Here is a 24,742-nt window from a genome sequence, read left to right as displayed (position 1 = left end):
CCTGTCATGAACGCAACCCATCGCGGTGCGCAGGCCGATGCCTCCGCGCCGGCTGGCGGCTTGCCGCCCGCAACTGCCGCGGAACGCGTGCAATGGCTGCGCGACGAGCTGGACCGCCACAACTACCAGTATTACGTGCTCGACGCACCGACCATTCCGGATGCCGAGTACGACGCGCTATTCACCGAACTGCAGGCACTCGAAGCCGAGCATCCCGAGCTGCTGACGCCCGATTCGCCGACGCAACGCGTGGGCGGCGCGCCGGTGTCGGCATTTGATACGGTACGCCACCGCGTGCCGATGCTGTCGCTGAACAACGGCTTCTCCGACGAGGACGTCACCGGTTTTGACCGACGCTGCGCGCAAGGACTCGGGCGCAGCGCCGCAGCAGGCGGCGAGCAGGACTTGTTCAGCGCCGCGGAAGGGGTGGAATACGCATGCGAGCTGAAATTCGACGGCCTGGCCATGTCGCTGCGCTACGAAGACGGTCGCCTGGTGCAGGCGGCCACGCGCGGCGACGGTGAAACCGGTGAAGACGTGACCGTCAATGTGCGCACCATCAAGGCGATTCCGCTGAAGCTGCGCGGCGCGGCGCCTGCGGTGCTCGAGGTGCGCGGCGAAGTCTTCATGTACCGCCGGGATTTCGACAAGCTCAATGCGCGCCAGGCCGAGGCCGGCGATAAGACGTTCGTCAATCCGCGCAATGCCGCGGCCGGCAGCCTGCGGCAGCTGGATCCGCGCATTACCGCGAAGCGTCCGCTTTCGTTCTTCGCATATGGCCTCGGTGAGTTGCAGGGCATCGAACGTCCGGCTACTCACAGCGCGATGCTCGATGGCTTTGCGACCATGGGCCTGCCCGTCTGCAACGAGCGCGCGGTGGTGAAAGGCGCACAAGGCCTGCTCGATTTCTACCGCAAGGTGGGCGAGAAGCGCGACCAGTTGCCGTATGACATCGATGGCGTGGTCTACAAGGTCAACGCGCTGGCCGAGCAGGAACAGCTTGGCTTCGTGTCGCGCGCGCCGCGCTTCGCGCTCGCGCACAAGTTCCCGGCGCAGGAGATGACCACCATCGTCGAGGACATCGAAGTGCAGGTCGGCCGCACCGGTGCCATTACGCCTGTCGCGCGCCTGCAGCCGGTGTTCGTCGGTGGTGTGACGGTGACCAATGCCACCCTGCACAACGAGGACGAGGTGCGCCGCAAGGACGTGCATATCGGCGACACCGTGATCGTACGCCGCGCCGGCGATGTGATTCCGGAGGTCGTCGCCGTGGTGCTGGAGCGCCGCCCCGACGATGCGCGCGCGTTCGTGATGCCGACTGCCTGCCCGGTATGCGGCTCGCACATCGAGCGCCTGGAAGACGAGGCCATCGCGCGCTGCACGGGCGGCCTGATCTGTGCGGCGCAGCGCAAGCAGGCGCTGCTGCATTTCGCGCAGCGTCGCGCCATGGATATCGAAGGCCTTGGCGACAAGGTCGTCGAGCAGCTGGTCGACCAGGGCATCGTGCGCACGCCGGCGGATCTCTACAAACTGGGTGTGGCCAAGCTTGCCGCATTGGACCGCATGGCGGACAAGTCGGCGGGCAACCTCGTGGCTGCCATTGAAGCCTCGCGCAGCACCACGTTCAACCGGTTCATCTTCTCGCTTGGAATTCGACACGTGGGCGAGGCTACGGCCAAGGACCTGGCCCGCCATTTCGGCAAGCTCGACGGACTGATGGTGGCCGACGAGGCCGCGCTGCTTGAAGTCAACGACGTGGGCCCTGTGGTGGCGCAGTCGATCGTCAATTTCTTCGGCGAGCCGCACAACGTCGAGGTCATCGAGCAGTTGCGCGCGGCAGGCGTACACTGGCCGGAAAGCGAGCCCGTCGCGCGCGCGCCGGCACCACTCGCGGGCAAGACCTTCGTACTGACAGGCACGCTGCCGAGCCTGTCGCGCGAGGCAGCCAAGGAAATGCTGGAGGCCGCGGGCGCCAAGGTCGCAGGCTCTGTATCGAAGAAGACAGACTACGTCGTGGCCGGCGCCGAGGCTGGGAGTAAGCTCGACAAGGCCGAGGCGCTGGGTGTACCGGTGCTCGACGAGGCAGGAATGCTGGCGCTGCTGGAATCGGTCGGCGCGGGCCAACCGGGGGAACAGTCATGATCCGCGAGATTCTCAAGATGGGCGACGCGCGCCTGCTGCAGCAGGCGCGGCCGGTGGAGCGCTTCAATACGCCTGAACTGCGCACGCTGATCGAAGACATGTTCGACACCATGGACCACGCCAACGGCGCGGGGCTGGCGGCGCCGCAGATCGGTGTGGACCTGCAGGTGGTGATCTTCGGCTTCGACCGGAACCCGCGCTATCCCGATGCGCCGAAGGTGCCAAAGACGGTGCTGATCAACCCGATGCTCGAAATGCTGTCCGACGATCTGGAGGATGGTTGGGAAGGCTGCCTGTCGGTGCCCGGCCTGCGCGGCGTGGTGCCGCGCCATACGCGCCTGAGATACAGCGGCTACGACCTGATGGGCGGCAGCATCGACCGCGTCGCCGAAGGCTTCCATGCGCGCGTGGTGCAGCATGAGTGCGACCACCTGCAAGGCATCCTGTATCCCATGCGGGTGCGCGACTTTACGCGCTTCGGTTTTACCGATGTATTGTTTCCGGAATTGCCGCCGAACAGCGACGACTGAAGCGCGGCATGGACACAAAAGAAACGGGGCGCCAACTGGCGCCCCGTTTCTTTTGCGACCTCGCCGGCGACGTGCGCCGGCGATGCGATGCCGATTCTCAGAACTTCTCGAACGGACCCAGGAAGCGCCACTGCCCCGGCGGCAGGTCACCCAGCACGATGCGGCCCATGCGCACGCGCTTGAGGCCAACCACCTCCAGGCCAACCTGTTCGCACATGCGGCGGATCTGGCGCTTGCGGCCTTCGCGCAGCACGAACCGTAGTTGCTCCTCGTTCTGCCAGCTCACCTTGGCCGGCTTCAGGACCACGCCGTCGAGCGATAGGCCATGGCGCAGCAGTTCGAGCTTGTCAGCAGGGAAGACCTCGCTGACATTACGCTCGACCACGCCGTCCGGCGAGTGCCACTGCACGCGCACCAGGTATTCCTTCTCGACGTTGGAGTCTTCGCCGATCAGGGCGCGCGCCACGCGGCCATCCTGCGTCAGCACAAGCAGGCCGGTGGAGTCGATATCGAGACGGCCGGCAGGCGCCAGGCTCTTGCGCTGCCACGGCGCGAAGCGCTTGCGCGTGGGGTCTTCCGACCACTGGTTCTCCGCCGTGAACAGCACGGCCGCGGGCTCGTAGCCGTCTTCGGCCTGGCCGGAGACATAGCCCATGGGCTTGTGCAGCAGTACCGTGACACGCTCGCCTTGTTCGGAACGCGCGGCCTGGTGGATCTCGATATTCGCATCGGCACGCACGCGCGAGCCGAGTTCGGTCACGGGCTTGCCGTCGACGATTACCCAGCCGCGCGGAATCCATTCATCGGCTTCGCGACGCGAGCACAGGCCCAGTTCGGACATGCGCTTGGACAGGCGGACCAGGCCATCGTCGTGGCTGGTCTCAGGGGCGTCGCCGCTGGAATGGGCTGGTTGCCTTTGGGCACGGACCGGGCGCGCGCGGTCGGCGGTGTCGCTGAAGCGTCGGGCCGGTGCATCGCCCCGGCGGTCACCGGCGTCCGGTGCGCGGCGCTGGCGGTCGTCATCGCCGAAACGGCGCGGACGCGACTCGTCATCGCGGAAGCGGCGCTGCGGTTGTTCGCCACCTTCGGGGCGTCGCGGGCGCTGCGGACGGTTGTCGTCGCTGAAGCGGCGGGGGCGTGCCTCATCGTCGCCGAAACGGCGCGGACGCGACTCGTCATCGCGGAAGCGGCGCTGCGGCTGTTCGCCACCTTCGGGGCGTCGCGGGCGCTGCGGACGGTTGTCGTCGCTGAAGCGGCGGGGGCGTGCCTCATCGTCGCCGAAACGGCGCGGACGCGACTCGTCATCGCGGAAGCGGCGCTGCGGTTGTTCGCCACCTTCGGGGCGTCGCGGGCGCTGCGGACGGTTGTCGTCGCTGAAGCGGCGGGGGCGTGCCTCATCGTCGCCGAAACGGCGCGGACGCGACTCGTCATCGCGGAAGCGGCGCTGCGGTTGTTCGCCACCTTCGGGGCGTCGCGGGCGCTGCGGACGGTTGTCGTCGCTGAAGCGGCGGGGGCGTGCCTCATCGTCGCCGAAACGGCGCGGACGCGACTCGTCATCGCGGAAGCGGCGCTGCGGCTGTTCGCCACCTTCGGGACGTCGCGGGCGCTGCGGGCGGTTGTCGTCGCTGAAGCGGCGCGGCCTTGCTTCATCATCGCCGAACCTGCGCGGAGCGCGGTCGTCATTGCCGAATCGACGGGGGCGGTTGTCATCGTCGCCGAAACGGCGAGGGCGCGACTGGTCGTCATCAAAGCGGCGCGGACGCGCCTGGCGCTCACCATCGGCGGGGCGGCCTTGACGAGGCGGGCGATCGCTGTCGCCGCGCGCAGGCCGCGGAGCGCGGCCGGCTGCCGGGTCGGCCGGAGGCATCCCGCCCTTACCGGACTTGGCGCCAGCGCCGCCCTGGGCGCGCCGGATCCCTTCGGCCACGGCCTGCACGCGCTTGCGGTTCAGGTCGGAGACGCGCACGGGCCGGTTGCCCGCCGGCTTGCGGGTGGCGGTGCCGTCGGGCGGCTTGATGCCGAGCGTCTTGCGCTTCGGCGAATTGCTGTCGGTCATATCATCAATGCTGCGCGGCCGGATCAGATTTCCAGCGCGGCGAGCAAGTCCTGTTCAAGCTGAATCTGCAATCGGTTGTCGGCGGCAAGACGGCTGCCGTCGACCAGGAACACGTCTTCGACGCGTTCCCCGAGGGTGTTGATGCGCGCCGTATGCACGGACACGCGATGTTTTGCCAGCACGCGCGTGATCGCGTAAAGCAGGCCGGTGCGGTCGTTGGCCGACAGCGACAGCAGGTAATACTGGCCGCGCTCGTCGGGCCGCAGGTCCACGCGCGGCTTGATCGGGAAGCTGCGCGACTGGCGCGACAGGCGGCCCTGGCTCGGTTCGGGCAGCGCAGCCTGTTGCTGCAGGCGGTCGCCGAGTTCATGCTCGACCAGCGCCAGGATATCGCGATAGTTGCCGCCGTCGTCGGCCAGCCCAGGGTCGGTGACCTGGAACGTGTCCAGCGCGTAGCCATGGCGCGTCGTGTGGATCTTGGCATCCTGGATCGAGAACGCCTTGCGCTCGAAGTAGCCGCAAATGCGCGCGAAAAGGTCGGGCTGGTCCTTGACGTAGACGGCTACCTGCAGGCCTTCGCCAGCCGGCGAGATGCGTGCCTTGACCACCGGCACCGGGCTGTCAACCTTGTTGAACAGGTGACGGGTCAGCCAGGCGATGTCGCGCGAATCGTGTCGCAGGAAGAAGGCCACGTCGAGTTGTGCCCACAGCGGCTTGCCCAGTTCGGGGTCGAACGCCTTCAGGCGCAGCTGCGAGATGGTTTCTTCCTGGCGCTGCGCCCAGATCGAATGCGGATCGACCCTGGCGCCGCCCAGCACGCGCAGCGTGATGCGGTACAGGTCTTCGAGCAGCTTGCCCTTCCAGGCATTCCAGACCTTGGGGCTGGTGCCGCGGACATCGGCCACGGTCAGCAGGTACAGCGCCGTAAGGTGCCGCTCGTCGCCGACCACGCGCGCGAACGCGTGAACGACGTCAGGATCGGTCAGGTCCTGCTTCTGCGCCACGTGACTCATCGTCAGGTGGTGCTCCACCAGCCAGCAGATCAGGTCGGCGTCCTCGCGCCCGATGCCGTGTTGCTTGCAGAAGCGGCGCGCATCCACGGTGCCCAGCTTCGAGTGGTCGCCGCCGCGGCCTTTGGCGATGTCGTGGAACAGCGCCGCCACTGACAGTACCCAAGGCTTGTCGAAGCTCGCCATGAGCTGGCTGCAGAACGGGAATTCGTGCGTGTGCTCGACGATCGCGAAGCGGCGCATATTGCGCACCACCATCAGGATGTGCTGGTCCACGGTGTAGACGTGGAAGAGATCGTGCTGCATCTGGCCGACGATGCGCCGGAAGTTGATCAGGTAACGCCCCAGCACGCTGGTCTGGTTCATCAGGCGCAGCGCATGGGTGATGCCCTGTGGTTCCTGCAGGATGGCCAGGAACAGGCGGCGGTTTTCCGGGTCGCTGCGCCAGCGCGCATCCATCACGGTACGCGCGTTGTAGAGGCCCCGCAGCGTGCGCGGCGACAGACCCTTGATGCCCGGCGTGCGCTCATAGAGCAGGAAAGTCTCGAGGATCGCGTGCGGGTCGTCTTCATACAGACTGTCGCTCGTGATCTCCAGCATGCCCTGGCGCTCGACAAAGCGCTCGTTGATCACGCGTGTCACCTGCGATTCGCTCGGGAACAGCAGCGCCTCGATATTGAGCAGCAGCACACTGTTGAGCTGGGTCACCGCCTTGGCGGCCCAGAAGTACCGGCGCATGAGCTGCTCGCTGGCGCGCTTGTTGGCGTTCTGCCGATAGCCGAATGATTCCGCCAGTGCGGTCTGCAGGTCGAATACCAGCACGTCCTGCCGACGCCCGGCCACCAGATGCAGTCGCGCGCGGATGGTCTTCAGCAGGCGTTCGTTGCGCGAAAGCTCCTGCGCTTCGCGCTGCGTCAGCAGGCCCCGCTCGAACAATTCTTTCCAGCTGTCGCCGAGGCCGGCAGCCTTGGTCATCCACAGGATCACCTGCAGATCGCGCAGGCCGCCCGGGCTTTCCTTGCAATTCGGCTCGAGCGCGTAAGGCGTGTCCTGGTACTTGGCGTGGCGCTGGCGCATTTCCAGCAGCTTGGCCTGGAAGAACGCGGCCGGGTCGAGATCGGCCTGGTGCTGCGTGCGCAGCGCCTCGAACAGCTTGCGGTTGCCGGTCAGCAGCCGCGCTTCGAGCAGCGAGGTCTGGATCGTGATATCGGCGCGCGCCTCGCGGATGCAATCTTCCACGGTGCGCACTGACGAGCCGATCTCCAGCCCCAGGTCCCAGCACATGCCGATGAACCGTTCGAGCCGGCTCACGGTGTCGGCATCGGGCTCGGCCCGAAGCAACAGCAGCACGTCCACATCGGAGTACGGGAACAGCTCTCCGCGGCCGTAGCCGCCCACCGCCACCAGCGCTGCATCGGCAGGCATGTCGAGCCCGCGCCAGGCCTCGGCGAGCGCGGCATCCACGGCGCGGCGAAGACGCGTAACCAGCGTGCCGACGTGGGACGACAAGTCAAAGTCGGCAAACAGGGCCTGCTTGTCGGCTTTCAACTGGTCGCGAACGCGCGCGGCGAGCAGGAGTTCCGGCGTGGTGTCCATGGGCAGGGCAGGAAGGTTCGTGGGCACGGCTGGAAAAAGAAAGGCGCCTGTCAGGCGCCCCCCAACGATGTTGCGGCTCAGGCCGCGACCGATTCCGTAATGAATGCGGGCGGCGCCGGCGTGCCGGCGGAGACCGTCAGCACCTCGTAGCCGGTTTCGGTCACGAGCACGGTATGTTCCCACTGCGCGGACAGGCTGCGGTCGCGGGTCTTGACCGTCCACTGGTCAGGCATGGTGCGGATGTCGCGCTTGCCGGCGTTGATCATCGGCTCGACCGTGAAGATCATGCCTGCCTTGATCTCGGCGCCCGTACCCGCGCGGCCGTAGTGCAGGATCTGTGGATCTTCATGGAAGTTCTTGCCGATGCCGTGGCCGCAGTACTCGCGCACCACGCTGTAGCCGGCCGCTTCGGCATGCACCTGGATGGCGTGGCCGATGTCGCCGAGGCGCGCGCCATGGCGGACTTGCGCGATGCCCTTCCACATGCACTCGTAAGTCACCTGGGCCAGGCGCTTGGCGAGGATCGAGCCCTCGCCAACGATGAACATGCGGCTGGTGTCGCCGTAGTAGCCTTCCTTGGTGATGACGGTGATATCCAGGTTGATGGCATCGCCGGCCTTGAGCACGCGGTCACCAGGAATGCCGTGGCAGATCACGTCATTGACCGAAGTGCAGATCGCGCCGGGGAAAGGCGGGTAGCCCGGAGGCGCATAATTTAGCGGGGCCGGTACGGTGCCCTGTACGTCACGCATGTAGGCGTGGCACAGCCGGTCGAGTTCGCCGGTCGTCACACCAGGCTTCACGAACGGCGTGATGTAGTCGAGGACTTCCGAGGCAAGGCGGCAAGCCACGCGCATTTGGGCGACGTCTTCGGCGGTATTCAGGTGGATGCTCATGCTGCTTCGCCAGAATAAGTGATGGCGAGGCCACAGGCCGCGCCGGAATCGATAGGGTAATGTGGGATTATCGCACCATCGGCGCCTGATCGCAGCGATCCGCCGTGCAATCGGGGTCAGATGAAACGCGCTGCCCGGCCCACCCGTCGCCGGACAGCACACTTGATGTCCGCTTGAGTGCTGCGCCCATTTATTGCTAGAATAGCGGGCTGACTTGTTTGCGGTGCAGCATTTGCCGCGGCGGGTCAATATTCTGAACGAAATCGCTAGTCCGCCCATCCGGGGTGTTCCTTTTCAGGAATGTCGGGGCGGACTTCAGACCGAACCCTATTGGAGAATCACATGTCCGTTACCATGCGCGAAATGCTGGAAGCCGGTTGCCACTTCGGCCACCAGACCCGCTTCTGGAACCCGAAGATGGCCCCCTTCATCTTCGGCCATCGCAACAAGATCCACATCATCAACCTCGAAAAGACGTTGCCGATGTTCCAGGACGCACTGAAGTACGTGCGTCAGCTGGCAGCCAATCGCGGCACCATCATGTTCGTGGGTACCAAGCGCCAGTCGCGCGAAATCCTGGCTGAAGAAGCCGGCCGCGCAGGCATGCCCTACGTCGACGCCCGCTGGCTCGGTGGCATGCTGACCAACTTCAAGACGGTCAAGACCTCGATCAAGCGCCTGAAGGACATGGAAGCCGCCAAGGAAGCCGGCGCGCTGGACACCATGAGCAAGAAGGAAGCGCTGATGTTCGAGCGCGAGATGATCAAGCTGGAAAAGTCGATCGGCGGCATCAAGGAAATGGGCGGCATTCCTGACGCCATCTTCGTGGTGGACGTCGGCTACCACAAGATCGCCGTGACCGAAGCCAACAAGCTGGGCATCCCCGTAATCGGTGTGGTTGATACCAACCACTCGCCGGAAGGCATCGATTACGTGATCCCGGGCAACGACGACTCGTCCAAGGCTGTGGCCCTGTACGTGCGCGGCGTGGCTGACGCGATCCTGGAAGGCCGTGCGAACGCCGTGCAGGAAGTCGTTGAAGCCGCCCGCGGCGGTGACGATTTCGTCGAAGTGCAAGAAGGCTGATTGCCGGCCGCCGAGAGGACCCCGATCACGCGCATCGCCACGGAACGATCACAAGGCATCGGCCACCGGACCTGACAAAAGGTGCGGGGCGTTGCAGCGGAGCTGGCCAAAGCCGGCCTCGGCAAGTTGAAAGAAAAAAAGGGGGCACATCCGGCGCCCCCTTTTTTTGAATTTGCAGTATCCGAATGATTGTCATCCGCCGCAGGCAAGCTCTGCCGCGGGTGAAGCTGTACACCCCCGGCCGGTTGCGAGCCAGGAAACTGGCGCACCCGGCGCGAACCATTCAAGGAGTGACAAATGGCGGCAATTACCGCAAGCATGGTGGCAGAACTGCGCGCGAAGACCGACGCGCCGATGATGGAATGCAAGAAGGCCCTGACCGAGGCCGACGGCGATCTGAACAAGGCTGAAGAGCTGCTGCGCGTCAAGCTGGGCAATAAGGCCAGCAAGGCTGCATCGCGCGTGACCGCTGAGGGCGTGGTCGCTTCGTTCATCGACGGCACCACCGGTGTCCTGGTCGAATTGAACTGCGAGACCGATTTCGTCTCCAAGAACGACGACTTCCTGGCGTTCTCGGCCAAGGTCGCCGAACTGATCGCCAAGCAGAACCCGGCCGACGTGGCTGCGCTGTCGGCGCTGGAACTCGACGGCGTGAGTGTTGAAGCCACCCGTACCGCCCTGATCGGCAAGATCGGCGAGAACCTGACGATCCGCCGCTTCGTGCGCTATGCCAACGGTGGCAAGCTGGTTTCGTACCTGCACGGCACCCGTATCGGCGTGATGGTCGAGTTCGACGGCGACGAAGCCGCCGCCAAGGACGTCGCCATGCACGTGGCCGCCATGAAGCCGGTGTCGCTGTCGGCTGAGCAGGTTCCCGCGGACCTGATCGCCAAGGAGCGCAGCATCGCCGAGCAAAAGGCTGCCGAGTCGGGCAAGCCGGCTGAAATCGCCGCCAAGATGGTGGAAGGTTCGGTCCAGAAGTACCTGAAGGAAGTGTCGCTGTTCAACCAGCCGTTCGTGAAGAACGACAAGCAGACCGTCGAGCAGATGCTCAAGGCTGCCAACACGACCGTGAAGGGCTTCACGCTGTATGTCGTGGGCGAAGGCATCGAGAAGAAGCAGGACGACTTCGCTGCCGAAGTGGCCGCGCAGGTGGCCGCTGCCCAGAAGGGCTGATGTCCGGGGCGGCCGGTGCCTCCCGTCAGGGTTGGCACGCCGCCTATAATGCCGAAGGGGCGCCGCAAGGTGCCCCTCTGTGTAAGTGGGACCGAAGCAGCAACACGCAGCCCCGGCTGCGTGCGCTGCACCAGCCAGTTTCCGGCGCCATCCGCCTGCCGCGGGTGCCGCCGAAAACCGGTTATCTCCGGCATCCGCGCGGCCTTACCGCATGGGTGTATCAAAACAATACGTCTCAAATCGAGCAGCTTGCTCCTGTCCGAGGGTGAATATGCCAGCCTACAAGCGCGTCCTACTGAAACTCTCCGGTGAAGCCCTCATGGGCGATGATGCTTTCGGCATCAACCGCGCCACCATCGAAGGGATGGTCAACGACATTGCCGAGATCGTGAAGCTCGGCGTCCAGGTGGCGGTGGTCATCGGCGGCGGCAATATCTTCCGCGGCGTCGCGGGCGGTGCTGCCGGCATGGACCGCGCCACGGCCGACTACATGGGCATGCTGGCCACCATGATGAACGCGCTGGCCCTGCAAGACGCCATGCGCCACGCCAATATCGAGGGCCGTGTCCAGTCCGCGCTGCGCATGGACCAGGTGGTCGAGCCCTATATCCGCCCGCGCGCGATTCGCCAGCTTGAAGAGGGCAAGGTGGTGATCTTTGCCGCCGGTACCGGCAACCCGTTCTTCACTACCGACACCGCTGCGGCACTGCGTGGCGCGGAGATCGGCGCCGAGATCGTGCTCAAGGCGACCAAGGTCGATGGCGTGTACACGGCCGACCCGAAGAAGGATCCGAGCGCCACGCGCTACACCACGATTACGTTCGACGAGGCCATCTCGCGCAATCTGCAGGTCATGGACGCCACGGCGTTCGCGCTGTGCCGCGACCAGAAGCTGCCGATCAAGGTGTTCTCGATCGTGAAGCCGGGCGCGCTCAAGCGCGTGGTGCTGGGCGAGGACGAAGGTACGCTGGTCCACGTCTGAGGACGGGTGCCGGCCGCGGAATCTGTTGCGCGGGCCGGCAAAGAGTAGAATGATTCATTTTCGATCCCGGTATTTCGGGATCCTGGTAGCTGATTTCCGGAGGTAATCATGAGCGTCGCCGAAACCAAGAAGAGCGTCGAGCAGAAGATGCAGAAGTCGATCGAGGCCTTCAAGGCCGATCTGGCTAAAGTCCGCACCGGCCGTGCCCACGTCGGCCTGCTCGACCACGTACAGGTGGACTACTACGGTTCGATGGTGCCGATCAGCCAGGTGGCCAATATCGGCCTTGGCGATGCCCGCACCATTACCGTGCAGCCGTGGGAAAAGAAGATGGTCGGCGCGGTCGAGAAGGCAATTCGCGACTGCGACCTCGGCCTGAACCCGGCGACGATGGGCGAAGTCATCCGCGTGCCGATGCCGCCGCTGACGGAAGAGCGCCGCAAGGAGCTGACCAAGGTCGTCAAGGGCGAAGCCGAAGGCGCCAAGATCGCTGTGCGCAACCTGCGCCGCGACGCCAACGAGCAGTTCAAGAAGCTGGTCAAGGACAAGGCGATCTCCGAGGACGACGAGCGCCGCGGCCAGGACGACGTGCAGAAGCTGACCGACAAGTATGTGGCGGAAATCGACAAGATGGTCGCCGAGAAAGAGAAGGAGATCATGACGGTCTGACGGTTTCCCGGCGCTATGCCGCCGGGACCTTCAGTGTCGTCTGCCATCATGCAGCACATCAGTTCTACGCTCGCCGTCCCCGACAGTACCTATGTGCCCCGCCACGTTGCCATCATCATGGATGGCAACGGCCGCTGGGCGACGCAGCGCCATCTGCCACGCGTGGCCGGTCACAGCCGCGGGCTGGATGCCGTTCGGGCGGTGGTCGAGGCCAGCGCCGCGCGCGGCGTGCAGTTCCTGACGCTGTTCGCGTTCAGCTCCGAGAACTGGCGTCGTCCTGCCGACGAGGTATCGTTCCTGATGCGCCTGTTCATGACTGCCTTGCGCCGCGAGGTGGTCAAGATGCATGCGAACAGCATCCGCTTGCGCGTGGTGGGAGATCTGAGCAGGTTCAGTCCCCGCATCCAGCAGCTGATCAAGGATGCCGAGGCGCGCACCGCCGGCAACACCGGCATGACGGTGACCATTGCCGCCAACTACGGCGGCCGATGGGACCTGCTGCAGGCCATGCGCAAGATGCTGGCCCGCTCGCCGATGCTCGATCCCGAATCGATCGACGAATCGGTGCTGGCGCCGCACCTGGCGATGTCCTACGCGCCGGAGCCAGACCTGTTCATCCGCACCGGCGGCGAACAGCGCATCAGCAATTTCCTGTTGTGGCAGCTCGCCTATTCCGAGCTGTACTTCACCGATGTCTTCTGGCCGGACTTCGACGCGGCCGAGCTGGACAAGGCCTTTGCCTCGTACCGCCAGCGCGAACGCCGCTTTGGCCGCACCAGCGCGCAGCTGGTGGCGCCGGGGCTGTCCGGCACTGCCTGAGCGGCAGGTCATTCAACTTTCCACGGGACTAGCAGCGCATGCTTCTCACCCGCGTCATCACCGCCCTGTGCCTGTTGCTGCTGATCCTGCCGATCCTGTTCCTGGCACCGCCCTCGGCGCTGGCCGGGCTGGTCGCCGTGATCGTGCTGCTTGGCGGCTGGGAGTTCGGGCGGCTCATCGGGCTGCGCGGCGCCTGGCCGTACGTGTACGCCGTGGCCTGCCTGCTCGCCTTGATTGGCTGGCATGACCTGCCGGACCGCCATGGCCTGACCAGGCTGCTGGAGGCCGCCGTGGTCTGCTGGGGCGTGGCGCTTGTACTGCTCGCGCGCGGCGTGCGGACTGCGACGCCGGGTTTCACGGTGCTGGGCGCCATCCTCGGCCTCATCATGCTTCCCGCATTCGGGCACGCCATCATGATCCTGCGCAGCGCCGGCATTGGCGTATTGCTGACAGCGGCCGTGCTGGTGTGGGCGGCGGATATCGGCGCCTATTTTGTCGGCAAGGCCATCGGGCGGCGCAAGCTCGCCCCTTCCATCAGCCCAGGCAAGTCGTGGGAGGGCGCGATCGGCGGCTGGCTGCTCGCCATGCTGATCGGCCTGGGTCTGGCCGCCACCCATGCCTTTGCTCCGACCTGGTTCTCCGTGATGGCCGACCGCGGTGGCCTTGCGCTCGTCGCCCTCTTGACCACGCTGCTGGTTGCGGCGAGCATCGTCGGTGACCTGTTCGAGTCGCTGCTCAAGCGGCAGGTCGGCATGAAGGACAGCAGCCGGCTGTTGCCTGGCCACGGCGGCGTGCTGGACCGCATTGACGCGCTGGTGCCGGTGTTCCCGCTGGCCGCGCTGATGGTGACCTATTTCTGAAGCTGCTCTGTTCTGATATGCATCGAATTACCATCCTGGGCGCTACTGGCTCGATCGGCGAAAGCACGCTCGACGTCGTACGGCGCCACGCCGACCGGTATGCGGTGCATGCCCTCACCGCACATCGGCAGGTGCAGAAGCTCGCGGCGAGTTGCATCGAGTTTCGCCCCGCCCGCGCTGTGGTGGGGACGTCGGAAGCCGCAGCCGAACTGGAAGCGCTGCTGCGCATGGCCGGTGTCAAGACCGAAGTCAGCCACGGCGAAGCCGCGCTGGAATCGGTGGCCAGCGACGCGCAGACCGATTCGGTCATGGCTGCGATCGTCGGTGCAGCGGGGCTGCGTCCGACGCTGGCAGCGGCGCGCGCCGGCAAGCGCGTGCTGCTGGCCAACAAAGAAGCGCTGGTCATGTCCGGGCGCATCTTCATGGATGCGGTCCGCGAACACGGCGCCACGCTGCTGCCGATCGACAGCGAACACAATGCCATCTTCCAGTGCCTGCCGGCGAACGATCAGCGTTATCGGGCAGGCGTTGCCAAGGTCGTGTTGACCGCTTCGGGCGGCCCATTCCGTACGCGCGATCCGGCGACGCTCCACGACATTACCCCGGACCAGGCCTGCGCCCATCCGAACTGGGTGATGGGTCGCAAGATCTCGGTGGACTCGGCGACCATGATGAACAAGGGCCTGGAAGTCATCGAGGCCCATTGGCTGTTCGGGGCGCCGGCCGAGCACATCGAAGTGCTGATTCATCCGCAAAGCATCGTGCATTCGATGGTTGCCTACCGCGACGGATCGGTGCTTGCCCAACTCGGCAATCCCGACATGCGCACTCCGATCGCCTATGGGCTGGCTTATCCGGAGCGGATCGATGCAGGGGTTTCTCCGCTTGACCTGACGCTGGCCGGAGCCCTGAATTTCGAGAAACCGGATCTGGTGCGATTTCCTTGCCTGGCGCTTGCCTTCGACGCGCTTCGTGCCGGCGGTGTGGCGCCGGCCGTACTCAATGCCGCCAATGAGGTGGCTGTCGAAGCATTCCTGCAGGGCGGCATCCGCTTCACCGACATCGCCAGGATCGTCGGCAACGTGCTGGAAAAAGCACCCCATGGTGCGGCTGACTCGCTCGAATGCGTGCTCGAGGCCGACCAGTTGGCGCGACAGTCCGCGCGTGCATGTCTGCAGGACGTGACAACAAGCGCCGTCCGCTGACGGCGGGGCCGGTGGCATCTGCGACAATGGTATTGCCGCCGCGACCGGCGCCTATGCCATCGCGACCTGCCCCCCGGCCCTGCCAACTTTCCTGACGACCTGCCATGCAAACCGTAATCGCTTTTGTCGTCGCCCTCTGTGTGCTGATCTTCGTCCACGAGATGGGCCACTACCTTGCTGCGCGCGCTTGCGGAGTCAAGGTGCTGCGGTTTTCGATCGGCTTCGGCCGGCCGCTGCTTCGCTGGATCTCCAAGGGGCGGGACCGCACCGAATGGACCGTCGCGGCCATTCCGCTTGGCGGCTACGTCAAGATGCTCGATGAGCGTGAACGTGACCCGCAGCACGACGCGCCGATCGACCCGGCGGAACTGCCGCGCGCGTTCAACCGGCAGCCCGTCGGGAAGCGCTTCATCATTGTCGCCGCCGGACCGCTAGCCAACTTTGCGCTGGCGATCGTGCTGTATTTCGGCCTTTTTACAGGCGGCATGCGCGAGCCCGCGCCGATCCTGGCAACGCCCGCAGCCGGCACCATGGCCGCCGAGGCTGGTGTGCGTGAGGGCGACCGGGTGCTGTCATTGCAGGCCAACGGCAGGGAAGAGGCCGTGCGCTCCTGGAACGAACTGCGTATGGCGGTATTTGCCGAAGGGTTCGGCGATGCCCGCGCGGTGCTGCGTGTACGCGGATCCGATGGCAGCGAGCGCGACCTGACACTGGCACGTCTGCCCAGCACCGGCAGCAATCCGGAACAGGATCCATTGGCCACGCTAGGCCTGTCGCTCAAGGGCGGCCCCGTGACGATCACCGAGGTCATGGCGGGTTCGGCCGCGGAGCGAGCCGGCCTGAAGGCCGGCGACCGGGTGGTGGCTTGGCAGGGCAAGCCGCTGACGCAGGCCTCGGAACTGATCAAGGCGGTGCGGGCGCAGCCGGGCCAGCGCGTGGCGCTCGGCATCGAACGCAATGGCCAACGGCTGGATATTCCCGTCACGCTTGATACTGCACCGCCTCGGGACGGCGAGGCGTCTGGGGCGGCGCCGGCCGGCAAGCTGGGTGCGGCGCTTACCCAGGCGGTGGAGATGGAGACCGTCCGCTACGCCCCGGTTCAGGCTCTGGACCGTGCCGTCGGGCAGGTCTGGAACACCAGCGCGCTGTCGCTAAAGCTGCTCGGCAAGATGCTGATCGGCCAGGCTTCGCTGCAGAACCTGAGCGGCCCGCTGACCGTGGCGGACTACGCCGGACGTGCCGCCCACCTCGGGCTGCAGGCCTTCGTCAGCTTCCTGGCGCTGGTCAGCGTCAGCCTCGGCGTGCTGAATTTGTTACCTATTCCGGTTCTGGACGGGGGGCATTTGCTGTATTATTGCGTGGAATTTTTGACTGGCAGGGCCGTCCCAGACCACTGGCAGGCAATGCTGCAGAAGGTAGGCATCGCCTGCATCTTGCTCCTGACTTCGCTCGCTTTGTTCAATGACGTCAGCCGGATGTTCCTGGCCAATGGCTAGGAGCAGTACTGGCAAACAGGGCGATCGTGTTGCCGACACCGTCGCCCGGGATGCTATTGACAGGCGCAGTCCCACGAAGCATCGGAGCGCAATCCTGGATGGAATCAAAGAGGGGATCAAGATTGATCAGACATAAGCGCGTCTCGCTGGGCTTGCTCGCGAGTGCCGTTATTGCAGCCTGGAGCCCGGCGGGCTGGGCCGCCGATCCGTTTGTCGTCAAGGACATCCGTGTTGAGGGCCTGCAACGCGTGGAACCTGGTACGGTCTTCGGCTACCTTCCGGTCCGCGTCGGCGAAACGTTCACCGACGACAAGGGCGCCGACGCCATCCGCGCGCTGTATAACACCGGTTTCTTCAAGGACGTGCAGATCCGCGCCGAAGAGGGTGTGCTGGTCGTGCAGGTCGAAGAACGTCCCGCCATTTCGCAGCTTGAGTTCGTCGGCATCAAGGAATTCGACAAGGACACGCTGCGCCGCTCGCTGCGTGCCGTGGGCGTTGCTGAAGCGCGTTACTACGACAAGGCCCTGATCGACAAGGCCGAGCAGGAACTCAAGCGCCAGTACGTGGCCCGCGGCTACTACGCGGCCGACGTGCAGACCACGGTGACGCCGGTGGACCGCAACCGCGTGTCGGTGGTGTTCAACGTGGAAGAAGGCCCGGTCGCCAAGATCAAGCAGATCAATATCGTCGGCAACAAGGCTTTCAAGGAAAGCACGCTGCGCGACGAGATGCAGTTGTCGACGCCGAACTGGCTGTCCTGGTACACCAAGAACGACCTCTATTCCAAGCAGAAGCTCACGGCTGACCTGGAAGCACTGCGTTCGTACTACCTGAACCGCGGCTACCTGGAATTCGCCATCGAGTCGACGCAGGTGTCGATCACGCCGGACAAGAAGGACATCTACCTGACGCTGAACATCAAGGAAGGCGAACAGTACAAGGTGTCCGATATCCGTCTCGCCGGCGAACTGCTGGGCAAGCAGGAGGAAATGGAAAAGCTGCTGCAGCTGAAGAAGGGCGACATTTTCTCGTCCGAGAAGCTGACGGCAAGCACCAAGTCCATTACCGACCTGCTCGGCACCTATGGCTATGCGTTCACCACGATCAACCCGCAGCCGCAGATCGACCAGGAAAAGCGTGAAGTCGCGCTGACGCTGATGGTCGACCCGGGCCGCCGCGTGTATGTGCGCCGCGTCAACGTGGTCGGCAACAGCAAGACCCGCGACGAAGTGGTGCGCCGTGAAATGCGGCAGATGGAAAGCTCCTGGTTCGACAGCGAGAAGCTGACGCAGTCGCAGGCGCGTATCAACCGCACGGGCTACTTCACCGACACCAACATCACCACTGAAGACGTGCCGGGCGCGCCCGACCAGGTCGATGTGAACGTCAACGTGACCGAGAAGCCGACCGGCCAGATCAGCCTCGGCGTGGGCTTCTCGTCCACGGACAAGCTGGTGCTGCAGGCTGGCCTGCGCCAGGACAACGTGTTCGGTTCCGGTACCAGTCTCGGTCTGGACGTGAACACCGCCAAGTCGTTCCGTACCATCGCGCTGACGCAGTACGACCCGTATTTCACGGTGGACGGCATCAGCCGCTCGACTGACGTCTACTACCGTACGTCCCGCCCGCTGTACTACACGGGCGACCAGGACTACAAGATCGAAACGGCCGGCGGCGGCTTCAAGTTCGGTGTGCCGTTCTCGGAAGTCGATACCGTTTTCTTCGGCATCGGCTACGAATGGACCCGTATCTCGGTGTCGCCGAACACGCCGAGCCAGTACGTGAAGTTCCTGCACGACATCGGCAAGATGCCGGCAGGCCAGACGACCGGCACGGCTTCGCCGATCAACAACTTTCCGTTCACGATCGGCTGGGCGCGTGACCGCCGTGACTCGGCGCTCGTGCCGACCAAGGGCCCCTACACGCAGGCCAACCTGGAAGTCGGCATCCCGGGCGGCGACGTGCAGTACTACCGTGCCAGCGTTCAGCAGCAGTACTTCTATCCGATTTCGAAGGCCTTCACGCTGGCCCTTAACGGTGAAGTCGCCTACGGCCATGGCTACGGCAACACGCCGTTCCCGGTGTACAAGTACTTCTATGCCGGTGGTATCGGCTCGGTGCGCGGCTACCAGACCAGCACGCTGGGTCCGAAGGACCAGAACGGCAACCCTGTCGGTGGCGCGTCCAAGATGATCGGTAACGTCGAATTCATCTTCCCGCTGCCGGGTTCGGGTGTGGATCGTACGCTGCGTCTCTTCACGTTCTTCGACTTCGGTAACGTGTATCAGGAAGGTGCACCGCTGTCGTTCAGCGAGCTGAAGTATTCCACCGGTTTCGGTATGTCGTGGTTGTCGCCGATCGGTCCGCTGAAGATCAGCATGGGCTTCCCGCTGAAGAAGGACAATACCGACAAGGTTCAGCGCTTCCAGTTCCAGATCGGCACTGCGTTCTGATTCTGTAAAAGGATCTGTTTCATGAATACAAAATCCAAACTGGTCAAATCCCTGAGCGCCGCCGCTGTGGCAGCTGCAGCGCTGTGTGCCGCGGCTCCGGCAATGGCTCAGGAAGCCCGCATTGCCGCCGTGAATTCCGAGCGGATCCTGCGCGATTCGCAGCCAGCGAAGGCGGCTCAGGTCAAGCTCGAGCAGGAATTCTCCAAGCGCGACCGCGAACTGCAGGACATGGCCCAGAAGATCAAGGGCATGGCCGACAAGCTGGACAAGGATACAGCCGTGCTGGCCGATTCGGACCGTCAGCGTCGCCAGCGCGAAGTCGCCGACCTGGACCGCGAATTCCAGCGCAAGCAACGTGAATTCCGTGAAGACCTGAACCAGCGCCGCAATGAGGAACTGGCGCAGGTGCTCGAACGCGCCAACCGAGTGATCCGCTCGCTGGCCGAGCAGCGCAAGTACGATCTGATCGTGCAGGAAGCGGTGTACGTGAACCCGCGCATCGACATCACGGACGATGTGATGAAGGCGCTGAACGCTGGCGGCAAGTAAGCCGCTGGCCGTTCTTTTTTCAGGAAGTACCGCCATGCAGACACCCACACTGGGGCAGCTCGCCACCGAAAACGGCGCGCAGGTTGTGGGTGATCCCGACCTCGCGATCATCGGCCTGGCTCCGCTGGATCAGGCCGGTTCCGGCGAACTCTCGTTCCTCTCCAATCCGCTGTACCTTGCCCAGGCGTTGTCGTCCGCGGCTGGCGCGGTGATCGTGTCCGCGGCGGACCTGGAGCGCATCCGCGCCGAAGGGCAGGCCGACGGGCGCAACTGGCTTGTGGCGCGCAATCCGTATGTGTGCTTCGCGCGGATTGCGCAGCGCTTCGACAAGGCCAACCAGGACGCGCGTACGGGTATCGATCCGCGCGCCAGCGTTGCTGCGGATGTCACGGTTCCCGCTTCGTGCTTTATCGGCCCGAACGTGGTGATCGAGTCCGGTGCGCGTATCGGCGAGCGCGTGCGCATCGTCGCGAACAGCTTCGTCGGCGCGCATGCCGAGATCGGCGACGACTCGCTGCTGTACGCCAATGTGTCGGTCTACCACCATTGTGTGGTCGGCGCGCGCGCGATCCTGCACAGCGGGGTCGTGATCGGTGCGGACGGGTTCGGCTTTGCGCCCGACATCGGTCCCACCGGCGTTGAATACGTGAAGATTCCGCAGACCGGCCGCGCCGTGCTCGGCAACGATGTCGAAGTGGGCGCCAATACCGCCATCGACCGTGGCGCGATGGCCGACACCGTGATCGAAGACGGCTGCAAGATCGACAACCAGGTCCAGATCGCGCACAACGTGCGCGTCGGCGCGCATACCGTGATTGCCGGCTGCGCCGCAGTCTCGGGCAGTACGCATATCGGCCGGTTCTGCGTGATCGGCGGTGCCGCGAATTTCTCGGGGCACCTGAAGATTGCCGACCGCACCACGGTGTCCGGCGGGACTTCGATCACCAAATCCATTACAAAGCCCGGTGGCCACTTCACCAGCGTGTTTCCGTTCCTGCCACACGGCGAATGGGAGCGCAATGCCGCGATCGTGCGTGGCCTGACCAAGCTGCGTGAACGCGTCATGCAACTGGAGCGCCGCCTGCGCGGCCAGTCCGCCGGGACCCAAACCTCACAAGACTAAGAGAAACATCATGACCGCCGCCGAGATCGACATCCGCCAGATTCTGAAACTGCTGCCGCATCGCTATCCGATGCTGCTGGTGGACCGTGTGCTCGAATTCGAACCGCAGAAGCGAATCAAGACGCTGAAGAACGTCACGATCAACGAGCCGTTCTTCCAGGGACATTTTCCCGGCCAGCCGGTGATGCCTGGCGTGATGATCCTGGAAGCGCTGGCCCAGTCCGCCGGCCTGCTGACCTTCGGCGCCGACATGGAGCGCAAGGAAGGCGCGCTGTATTACTTCGTCGGCATCGACGGCGCGCGCTTCAAGCAGGTCGTCTATCCGGGGGACCAACTGCACATGAACGTGACCGTGGAGCGCTATATCCGCGGCATCTGGAAGTTCAAGGCGTTTGCCACAGTGGACGAGAAGGTCGCGTGTGAAGCGGAACTGATGTGCACTGTCAAGCAGGCTGACGCCTGAGTCCCGCGCCCGCGGCGCGCCGCGGGCAAGGCGGCGGTAGGCCCTGAAAGGCCACCACATGCCGCCATTCCTGGGCCGGGCGGCCCAGCCCCCAGGCCCCCAGACACCAGACCAACAGGACAGGACGTATGACGCAAATCCATCCCACCGCACTGGTCGATCCGAAAGCAGAACTTGCGGCTGACGTGACCGTCGGCCCGTTTTCCATTGTCGGCCCGAACGTGCGGATCGGCAGCGGCACGAATATCGGCGCACATTCCACGGTGGAAGGACACACCACCATCGGCCAGGGCAACAACATCGGCCCTTACGCTTCCGTGGGTGGCGTGCCGCAGGACATGAAGTACCGTAACGAGCCGACGCGGCTCGACATCGGCGATCGCAATACCATCCGCGAGTTCACCACGATCCATACGGGAACGGTGCAGGATCGTGGCGTGACCACGATCGGCAGCGACAACTGGATCATGGCGTACGTGCACATCGCGCACGACTGCACGGTGGGCAACCACACGGTGTTCTCGAGCAATGCGCAGATCGCCGGCCACGTGGAAGTGGGCGACTGGGCCATCCTCGGCGGCATGAGCGGCGTGCACCAGTTCGTGCGCATCGGCGCGCATGCGATGCTGGGCGGTGCGTCGGCCCTGGTGCAGGACGTGCCCCCGTTCGTGATCGCCGCGAGCGACAAGAACGGCAACAAGGCCACACCGCACGGCATCAACGTCGAAGGCTTGCGTCGCCGTGGCTTCGACGCGGGTCAGATTGCCGGCCTGCGCCAAGCCTACAAGCTGCTGTACAAGTCGGATCTCAGTTTCGACGAGGCGCGCAACGAGATCGCTGCGCTGCTGGCCCAGGCCGATGCAAGCGCGGCAGAACCGCTGCGCGCGTTCCTCGACTTCATCGCCGCCACCCAGCGCGGCATCGTGCGCTGAGACTGGCCCGGACATGGTCGACGCTGCGATTCGGGGCACATTGCCTGCCGGTACCGGGACCAACGCCAGCCAGCGTGGCACGATTGCCATGGTCGCCGGCGAAGCTTCAGGCGACCTGCTGGCATCGCTGATGCTGGGCGGGCTCAAGGCCCGCCTCGGCGATACGGTCAGCTATGCCGGCATTGGCGGCAAGCGCATGATGACCGAGGGTTTTGTATCGCACTGGCCGATGGAGACGCTGTCGGTCAATGGCTACGTCGAGGTGCTTGGCTCGCTGCGCGAGATTCTGGCCACGCGCCGTGCCATCCGTGATTCGCTGCTCGCGAATCCGCCGCTGTGCTTCATCGGCGTGGATGCGCCGGACTTCAATTTTGGTCTGGAGGTGCCGCTGCGGCGCGCCGGAATTCCGGTGGTCCATTTCGTCAGCCCGTCGATCTGGGCCTGGCGGGGAGGTCGGATCCGCACCATTGCGCGTGCGGTCGACCACATCCTCTGCCTGTTCCCGTTTGAGCCCGAGATCTACGCCAAGGCTGGCATTCCGGCGACCTATGTGGGCCACCCGCTGGCCGACGTGATTCCGATGGTGCCCGATGTCGCAGGCGCGCGTGCGGCATTGGACCTGCCCGCTGGCTGTCGCGTGGTTGCCGTATTGCCGGGCAGTCGGCAGTCCGAAGTGCGGAACCTCGGTGCGACATTCTTCGCTGCCATGGCGCGGATGCACCACATGGACCCGAACCTGGCGTTCGTGCTGCCTGCGGCGAGCGCCCCGTTGCGCGCCATCGTTGAGGAGTTGCATCAGCAGTACCCCGAGCTTCGCTTGACGATCGTCGACGGTAACTCGCATCAGGCGATGGAAGCGGCCGACGTGGTGCTGCTGGCCAGTGGCACCGCGACGCTCGAAGCGGCGTTGTACAAGAAGCCGATGGTGATCTCCTACAAGGTGCCCTGGCTTACTGCGCAGATCATGAAGCGGCAGGGTTACCTGCCGTATGTGGGCTTGCCGAACATCCTGTCGGGGCGCTTTGTGGTGCCCGAACTGCTGCAGGACGATGCTACGCCGGAAGCGCTCGCGCGCGAGACGCTGCTGCAGCTCAATGACCAGGGCAATATCGCCTTCCTGTACGAACACTTCACGCGCATGCACGAAACGCTCAAGTGCAATACGGCGCAGCTCGCCGCGGATGTGGTCGTCGACCTGATGCGCTCGCGGGGGCTGGTCTGATGGCGCGCGGCAAACTTTCGTCGGCGCAAATGGGGCTTGACCTTGCGCCGCTGGCAGCAAGCGTCCGATTCCTGTGCGGCGTGGACGAGGCTGGCCGCGGGCCGTTGGCCGGCCCGGTGTATGCCGCCGCCGTGGTGTTCGACCCAGCGAAGCCAATGCTCCGTGGGCTGGCGGATTCCAAGGTCCTCACCGCCAACAAGCGTGAAGCGCTTTACGACAAGATATGCGAGCGCGCGCTCGGCTGGCATATCGCCTTCGCCACGGTCGAGGAAATCGATACGCTGAACATCCTCCATGCCTCGATGCTTGCGATGCAACGCGCGGTGCAGGGGCTGGCGGAGAAGGGCGTCACGCCGGATCTGGTCCAGGTGGATGGCAACCGCTGCCCGCAGGTGCCGTTTCCGGTCGAGGCGATCATTAAAGGCGATTCGCTGGTCAAGGCGATCTCGGCGGCGTCCATCCTGGCCAAGGTGGCGCGCGACCGTGAGCTGCTGACGCTGCACGAGGTCTATCCGCAGTATGGCTTCGACGCACATTCCGGCTATCCGACACCGCAGCATCTTGCCGCACTGGCGCAATTCGGCGCCACGCCGCACCACCGGCGCTCGTTTGCGCCCGTGCGCGAGGCCATTGCCCGAGGCCTGGTGGCCTTCTGAGCCGGGCGAACCGAGATCCACTCCTGTGAAGCACGTCACATCGCGCGACAACGCGCTGTTCAAACATCTTAAGGCTCTGGCCACGTCGACACACCAGCGCCGCAAGGCAGGGCAGTCGCTGCTCGATGGCGTGCATCTTGCCCAGGCCTATGTCGCGGCGCTCGGTCAGCCGGTGAGTTGCGTGGTGTCGGAGCGGCACTACGATCATGCCGAGGTGGCACCGCTGCTGGCAGCGGTCGACAGCCAGCGGGTCGTGGTCCTGGCCGATGTTTTGTTCACGCAGGTCAGCGGCGTGGTCAACGGCATCGATCTGATGCTCGTGATCGAGACGCCGTCTGGGCACTTGCCGGCACGCATAGAAGAAGACTGCATTATCCTCGATGGGCTGCAGGATGCAGGGAATGTCGGATCCATCCTGCGCAGCGCCGCAGCAGCCGGCATCCGCCACGCATTCCTCGGTACCGGTTGCGCGTTCGCGTGGTCGGTCAAGACCCTGCGCGCAGGCATGGGCGCCAACTTCCACCTGAATATTGTCGAGCACTGCACGATCGACATGCTCGCGCCGCGGCTTGCGGTGCCGTTGCTGGCGACGTCGTCGCATGCGGATGCCGCAGTGTTCGACACCGACCTGCGAGGCCCCGTGGCCTGGATCGTCGGAAACGAAGGCGCCGGCGTCAGTGACGCATGGATGGAGCACGTTGCGCGCACCGTCGGCATTCCTCAGCCGGGCGGCCTGGAGTCGCTGAATGTGGGCGCCGCCACCGCGATCTGCCTGTTCGAGGCAGTGCGGCAGCGCCGCGGCACCCAGTAACGGCAGTACG

Annotated in this window: 21 protein-coding genes; 18 read left to right on the top strand and 3 right to left on the bottom strand. The window is 64.8% G+C overall.

The features are described 5' to 3' along the window. The first annotated feature begins 6 nt into the window (after nucleotides 1-6). Together ligA and def are read left to right on the top strand one after the other, a co-directional pair. Nucleotides 7-2,142, top strand: coding sequence for an NAD-dependent DNA ligase LigA (ligA, locus tag K2O51_RS22190; protein WP_220630727.1), 2,136 nt, complete (start codon nucleotides 7-9; stop codon nucleotides 2,140-2,142). Continuing rightward, entirely contained in the window at nucleotides 2,139-2,672 is a 534-nt protein-coding gene (gene def, locus K2O51_RS22185; protein WP_140949512.1) for a peptide deformylase, read from the top strand. Before ligA ends, def begins: the two co-directional genes overlap by 4 nt. 97 nt (nucleotides 2,673-2,769) lie before the next feature. Here the strand turns inward: def and K2O51_RS22180 are convergent, their stop codons facing one another. The 3 genes from K2O51_RS22180 to map all read right to left on the bottom strand — a co-directional run bounded on the left by K2O51_RS22180 (nucleotide 2,770) and on the right by map (nucleotide 8,230). After that, complete coding sequence (locus K2O51_RS22180; RefSeq protein ID WP_220630726.1) at nucleotides 2,770-4,728, bottom strand: pseudouridine synthase; 1,959 nt, start codon at nucleotides 4,726-4,728, stop codon at nucleotides 2,770-2,772. 23 nt (nucleotides 4,729-4,751) lie between these two features. After that, the gene (locus K2O51_RS22175) at nucleotides 4,752-7,334 is read right to left on the bottom strand and encodes a [protein-PII] uridylyltransferase (RefSeq protein WP_041679625.1); all 2,583 of its coding nucleotides are present in this window, start codon (nucleotides 7,332-7,334) and stop codon (nucleotides 4,752-4,754) included. Between the two features lie 77 nt (nucleotides 7,335-7,411). Continuing rightward, nucleotides 7,412-8,230 (bottom strand): type I methionyl aminopeptidase, encoded by an 819-nt coding sequence (gene map / locus K2O51_RS22170; protein ID WP_011298045.1) that lies wholly within the window; start codon nucleotides 8,228-8,230, stop codon nucleotides 7,412-7,414. A gap of 342 nt (nucleotides 8,231-8,572) precedes the next feature. On the opposite strand from map, the gene rpsB reads away from it, so the two are divergent. The 16 genes from rpsB (at nucleotide 8,573) to K2O51_RS22090 (ending at nucleotide 24,732) form a co-directional block, all read left to right on the top strand. Next, nucleotides 8,573-9,316 carry a 30S ribosomal protein S2 gene (rpsB, locus tag K2O51_RS22165; RefSeq protein ID WP_011298044.1) on the top strand — a complete coding sequence of 248 codons (744 nt, stop codon included), beginning with the start codon at nucleotides 8,573-8,575 and terminating at the stop codon, nucleotides 9,314-9,316. Between the two features lie 297 nt (nucleotides 9,317-9,613). After that, nucleotides 9,614-10,492: a translation elongation factor Ts gene (tsf, locus tag K2O51_RS22160; RefSeq protein WP_011298043.1), complete on the top strand. Its 879-nt coding sequence runs from the start codon at nucleotides 9,614-9,616 to the stop codon at nucleotides 10,490-10,492. A gap of 271 nt (nucleotides 10,493-10,763) precedes the next feature. Beyond that, on the top strand, nucleotides 10,764-11,474 hold the full coding sequence (pyrH, locus tag K2O51_RS22155; protein ID WP_011298042.1) for a UMP kinase: 711 nt from the start codon (nucleotides 10,764-10,766) through the stop codon (nucleotides 11,472-11,474). Between the two features lie 108 nt (nucleotides 11,475-11,582). After that, on the top strand, nucleotides 11,583-12,143 hold the full coding sequence (frr, locus tag K2O51_RS22150) for a ribosome recycling factor (protein WP_011298041.1): 561 nt from the start codon (nucleotides 11,583-11,585) through the stop codon (nucleotides 12,141-12,143). 48 nt (nucleotides 12,144-12,191) lie between these two features. After that, nucleotides 12,192-12,962, top strand: coding sequence for a polyprenyl diphosphate synthase (uppS, locus tag K2O51_RS22145; RefSeq protein WP_140953192.1), 771 nt, complete (start codon nucleotides 12,192-12,194; stop codon nucleotides 12,960-12,962). A gap of 38 nt (nucleotides 12,963-13,000) precedes the next feature. After that, nucleotides 13,001-13,822, top strand: coding sequence for a phosphatidate cytidylyltransferase (locus K2O51_RS22140; protein ID WP_011298039.1), 822 nt, complete (start codon nucleotides 13,001-13,003; stop codon nucleotides 13,820-13,822). 17 nt (nucleotides 13,823-13,839) lie between these two features. Beyond that, entirely contained in the window at nucleotides 13,840-15,027 is a 1,188-nt protein-coding gene (gene ispC, locus K2O51_RS22135) for a 1-deoxy-D-xylulose-5-phosphate reductoisomerase (RefSeq protein ID WP_011298038.1), read from the top strand. A 104-nt stretch (nucleotides 15,028-15,131) separates the two neighbouring features. Continuing rightward, the gene (gene rseP / locus K2O51_RS22130) at nucleotides 15,132-16,523 is read left to right on the top strand and encodes an RIP metalloprotease RseP (protein WP_220630725.1); all 1,392 of its coding nucleotides are present in this window, start codon (nucleotides 15,132-15,134) and stop codon (nucleotides 16,521-16,523) included. A gap of 98 nt (nucleotides 16,524-16,621) precedes the next feature. Beyond that, nucleotides 16,622-18,976, top strand: a complete 2,355-nt coding sequence (bamA, locus tag K2O51_RS22125) for an outer membrane protein assembly factor BamA (RefSeq protein WP_011298036.1) — start codon at nucleotides 16,622-16,624, stop codon at nucleotides 18,974-18,976. A gap of 21 nt (nucleotides 18,977-18,997) precedes the next feature. Beyond that, on the top strand, nucleotides 18,998-19,525 hold the full coding sequence (locus K2O51_RS22120; RefSeq protein ID WP_011298035.1) for an OmpH/Skp family outer membrane protein: 528 nt from the start codon (nucleotides 18,998-19,000) through the stop codon (nucleotides 19,523-19,525). 34 nt (nucleotides 19,526-19,559) lie between these two features. Continuing rightward, complete coding sequence (gene lpxD, locus K2O51_RS22115; RefSeq protein WP_011298034.1) at nucleotides 19,560-20,648, top strand: UDP-3-O-(3-hydroxymyristoyl)glucosamine N-acyltransferase; 1,089 nt, start codon at nucleotides 19,560-19,562, stop codon at nucleotides 20,646-20,648. Nucleotides 20,649-20,658: 10 nt separating this feature from the next. Continuing rightward, nucleotides 20,659-21,111 (top strand): 3-hydroxyacyl-ACP dehydratase FabZ, encoded by a 453-nt coding sequence (fabZ, locus tag K2O51_RS22110; protein ID WP_011298033.1) that lies wholly within the window; start codon nucleotides 20,659-20,661, stop codon nucleotides 21,109-21,111. 128 nt (nucleotides 21,112-21,239) lie between these two features. After that, nucleotides 21,240-22,043, top strand: a complete 804-nt coding sequence (lpxA, locus tag K2O51_RS22105; protein WP_140949564.1) for an acyl-ACP--UDP-N-acetylglucosamine O-acyltransferase — start codon at nucleotides 21,240-21,242, stop codon at nucleotides 22,041-22,043. Nucleotides 22,044-22,131: 88 nt separating this feature from the next. Beyond that, on the top strand, nucleotides 22,132-23,265 hold the full coding sequence (gene lpxB, locus K2O51_RS22100; RefSeq protein WP_373460845.1) for a lipid-A-disaccharide synthase: 1,134 nt from the start codon (nucleotides 22,132-22,134) through the stop codon (nucleotides 23,263-23,265). Further along, nucleotides 23,265-23,921 carry a ribonuclease HII gene (gene rnhB, locus K2O51_RS22095; RefSeq protein ID WP_140949562.1) on the top strand — a complete coding sequence of 219 codons (657 nt, stop codon included), beginning with the start codon at nucleotides 23,265-23,267 and terminating at the stop codon, nucleotides 23,919-23,921. The genes lpxB and rnhB overlap by 1 nt, the downstream gene beginning before the upstream one ends. A gap of 25 nt (nucleotides 23,922-23,946) precedes the next feature. Then, nucleotides 23,947-24,732, top strand: a complete 786-nt coding sequence (locus K2O51_RS22090) for a TrmH family RNA methyltransferase (protein WP_011298029.1) — start codon at nucleotides 23,947-23,949, stop codon at nucleotides 24,730-24,732. Nucleotides 24,733-24,742 lie beyond the last annotated feature (10 nt).

Origin of the sequence: Cupriavidus pinatubonensis (assembly GCF_019602855.1) — a bacterium.
Lineage (GTDB): Bacteria > Pseudomonadota > Gammaproteobacteria > Burkholderiales > Burkholderiaceae > Cupriavidus > Cupriavidus pinatubonensis.
The sequence above is the reverse complement of the archived record's forward strand: the minus strand, read 5'-3'. Positions and strand labels throughout refer to the sequence as shown.

Bases quoted from the DNA above. Each gene is read 5' to 3' on its own strand.
- ligA (WP_220630727.1), top strand. From the start codon at position 7: ATGAACGCAACCCATCGCGGTGCGCAGGCCGATGCCTCCGCGCCGGCT.
- def (WP_140949512.1), top strand. From the start codon at position 2,139: ATGATCCGCGAGATTCTCAAGATGGGCGACGCGCGCCTGCTGCAGCAG.
- K2O51_RS22180 (WP_220630726.1), bottom strand. From the start codon at position 4,728: ATGACCGACAGCAATTCGCCGAAGCGCAAGACGCTCGGCATCAAGCCG.
- K2O51_RS22175 (WP_041679625.1), bottom strand. From the start codon at position 7,334: ATGGACACCACGCCGGAACTCCTGCTCGCCGCGCGCGTTCGCGACCAG.
- map (WP_011298045.1), bottom strand. From the start codon at position 8,230: ATGAGCATCCACCTGAATACCGCCGAAGACGTCGCCCAAATGCGCGTG.
- rpsB (WP_011298044.1), top strand. From the start codon at position 8,573: ATGTCCGTTACCATGCGCGAAATGCTGGAAGCCGGTTGCCACTTCGGC.
- tsf (WP_011298043.1), top strand. From the start codon at position 9,614: ATGGCGGCAATTACCGCAAGCATGGTGGCAGAACTGCGCGCGAAGACC.
- pyrH (WP_011298042.1), top strand. From the start codon at position 10,764: ATGCCAGCCTACAAGCGCGTCCTACTGAAACTCTCCGGTGAAGCCCTC.
- frr (WP_011298041.1), top strand. From the start codon at position 11,583: ATGAGCGTCGCCGAAACCAAGAAGAGCGTCGAGCAGAAGATGCAGAAG.
- uppS (WP_140953192.1), top strand. From the start codon at position 12,192: ATGCAGCACATCAGTTCTACGCTCGCCGTCCCCGACAGTACCTATGTG.
- K2O51_RS22140 (WP_011298039.1), top strand. From the start codon at position 13,001: ATGCTTCTCACCCGCGTCATCACCGCCCTGTGCCTGTTGCTGCTGATC.
- ispC (WP_011298038.1), top strand. From the start codon at position 13,840: ATGCATCGAATTACCATCCTGGGCGCTACTGGCTCGATCGGCGAAAGC.
- rseP (WP_220630725.1), top strand. From the start codon at position 15,132: ATGCAAACCGTAATCGCTTTTGTCGTCGCCCTCTGTGTGCTGATCTTC.
- bamA (WP_011298036.1), top strand. From the start codon at position 16,622: ATGGAATCAAAGAGGGGATCAAGATTGATCAGACATAAGCGCGTCTCG.
- K2O51_RS22120 (WP_011298035.1), top strand. From the start codon at position 18,998: ATGAATACAAAATCCAAACTGGTCAAATCCCTGAGCGCCGCCGCTGTG.
- lpxD (WP_011298034.1), top strand. From the start codon at position 19,560: ATGCAGACACCCACACTGGGGCAGCTCGCCACCGAAAACGGCGCGCAG.
- fabZ (WP_011298033.1), top strand. From the start codon at position 20,659: ATGACCGCCGCCGAGATCGACATCCGCCAGATTCTGAAACTGCTGCCG.
- lpxA (WP_140949564.1), top strand. From the start codon at position 21,240: ATGACGCAAATCCATCCCACCGCACTGGTCGATCCGAAAGCAGAACTT.
- lpxB (WP_373460845.1), top strand. From the start codon at position 22,132: ATGGTCGCCGGCGAAGCTTCAGGCGACCTGCTGGCATCGCTGATGCTG.
- rnhB (WP_140949562.1), top strand. From the start codon at position 23,265: ATGGCGCGCGGCAAACTTTCGTCGGCGCAAATGGGGCTTGACCTTGCG.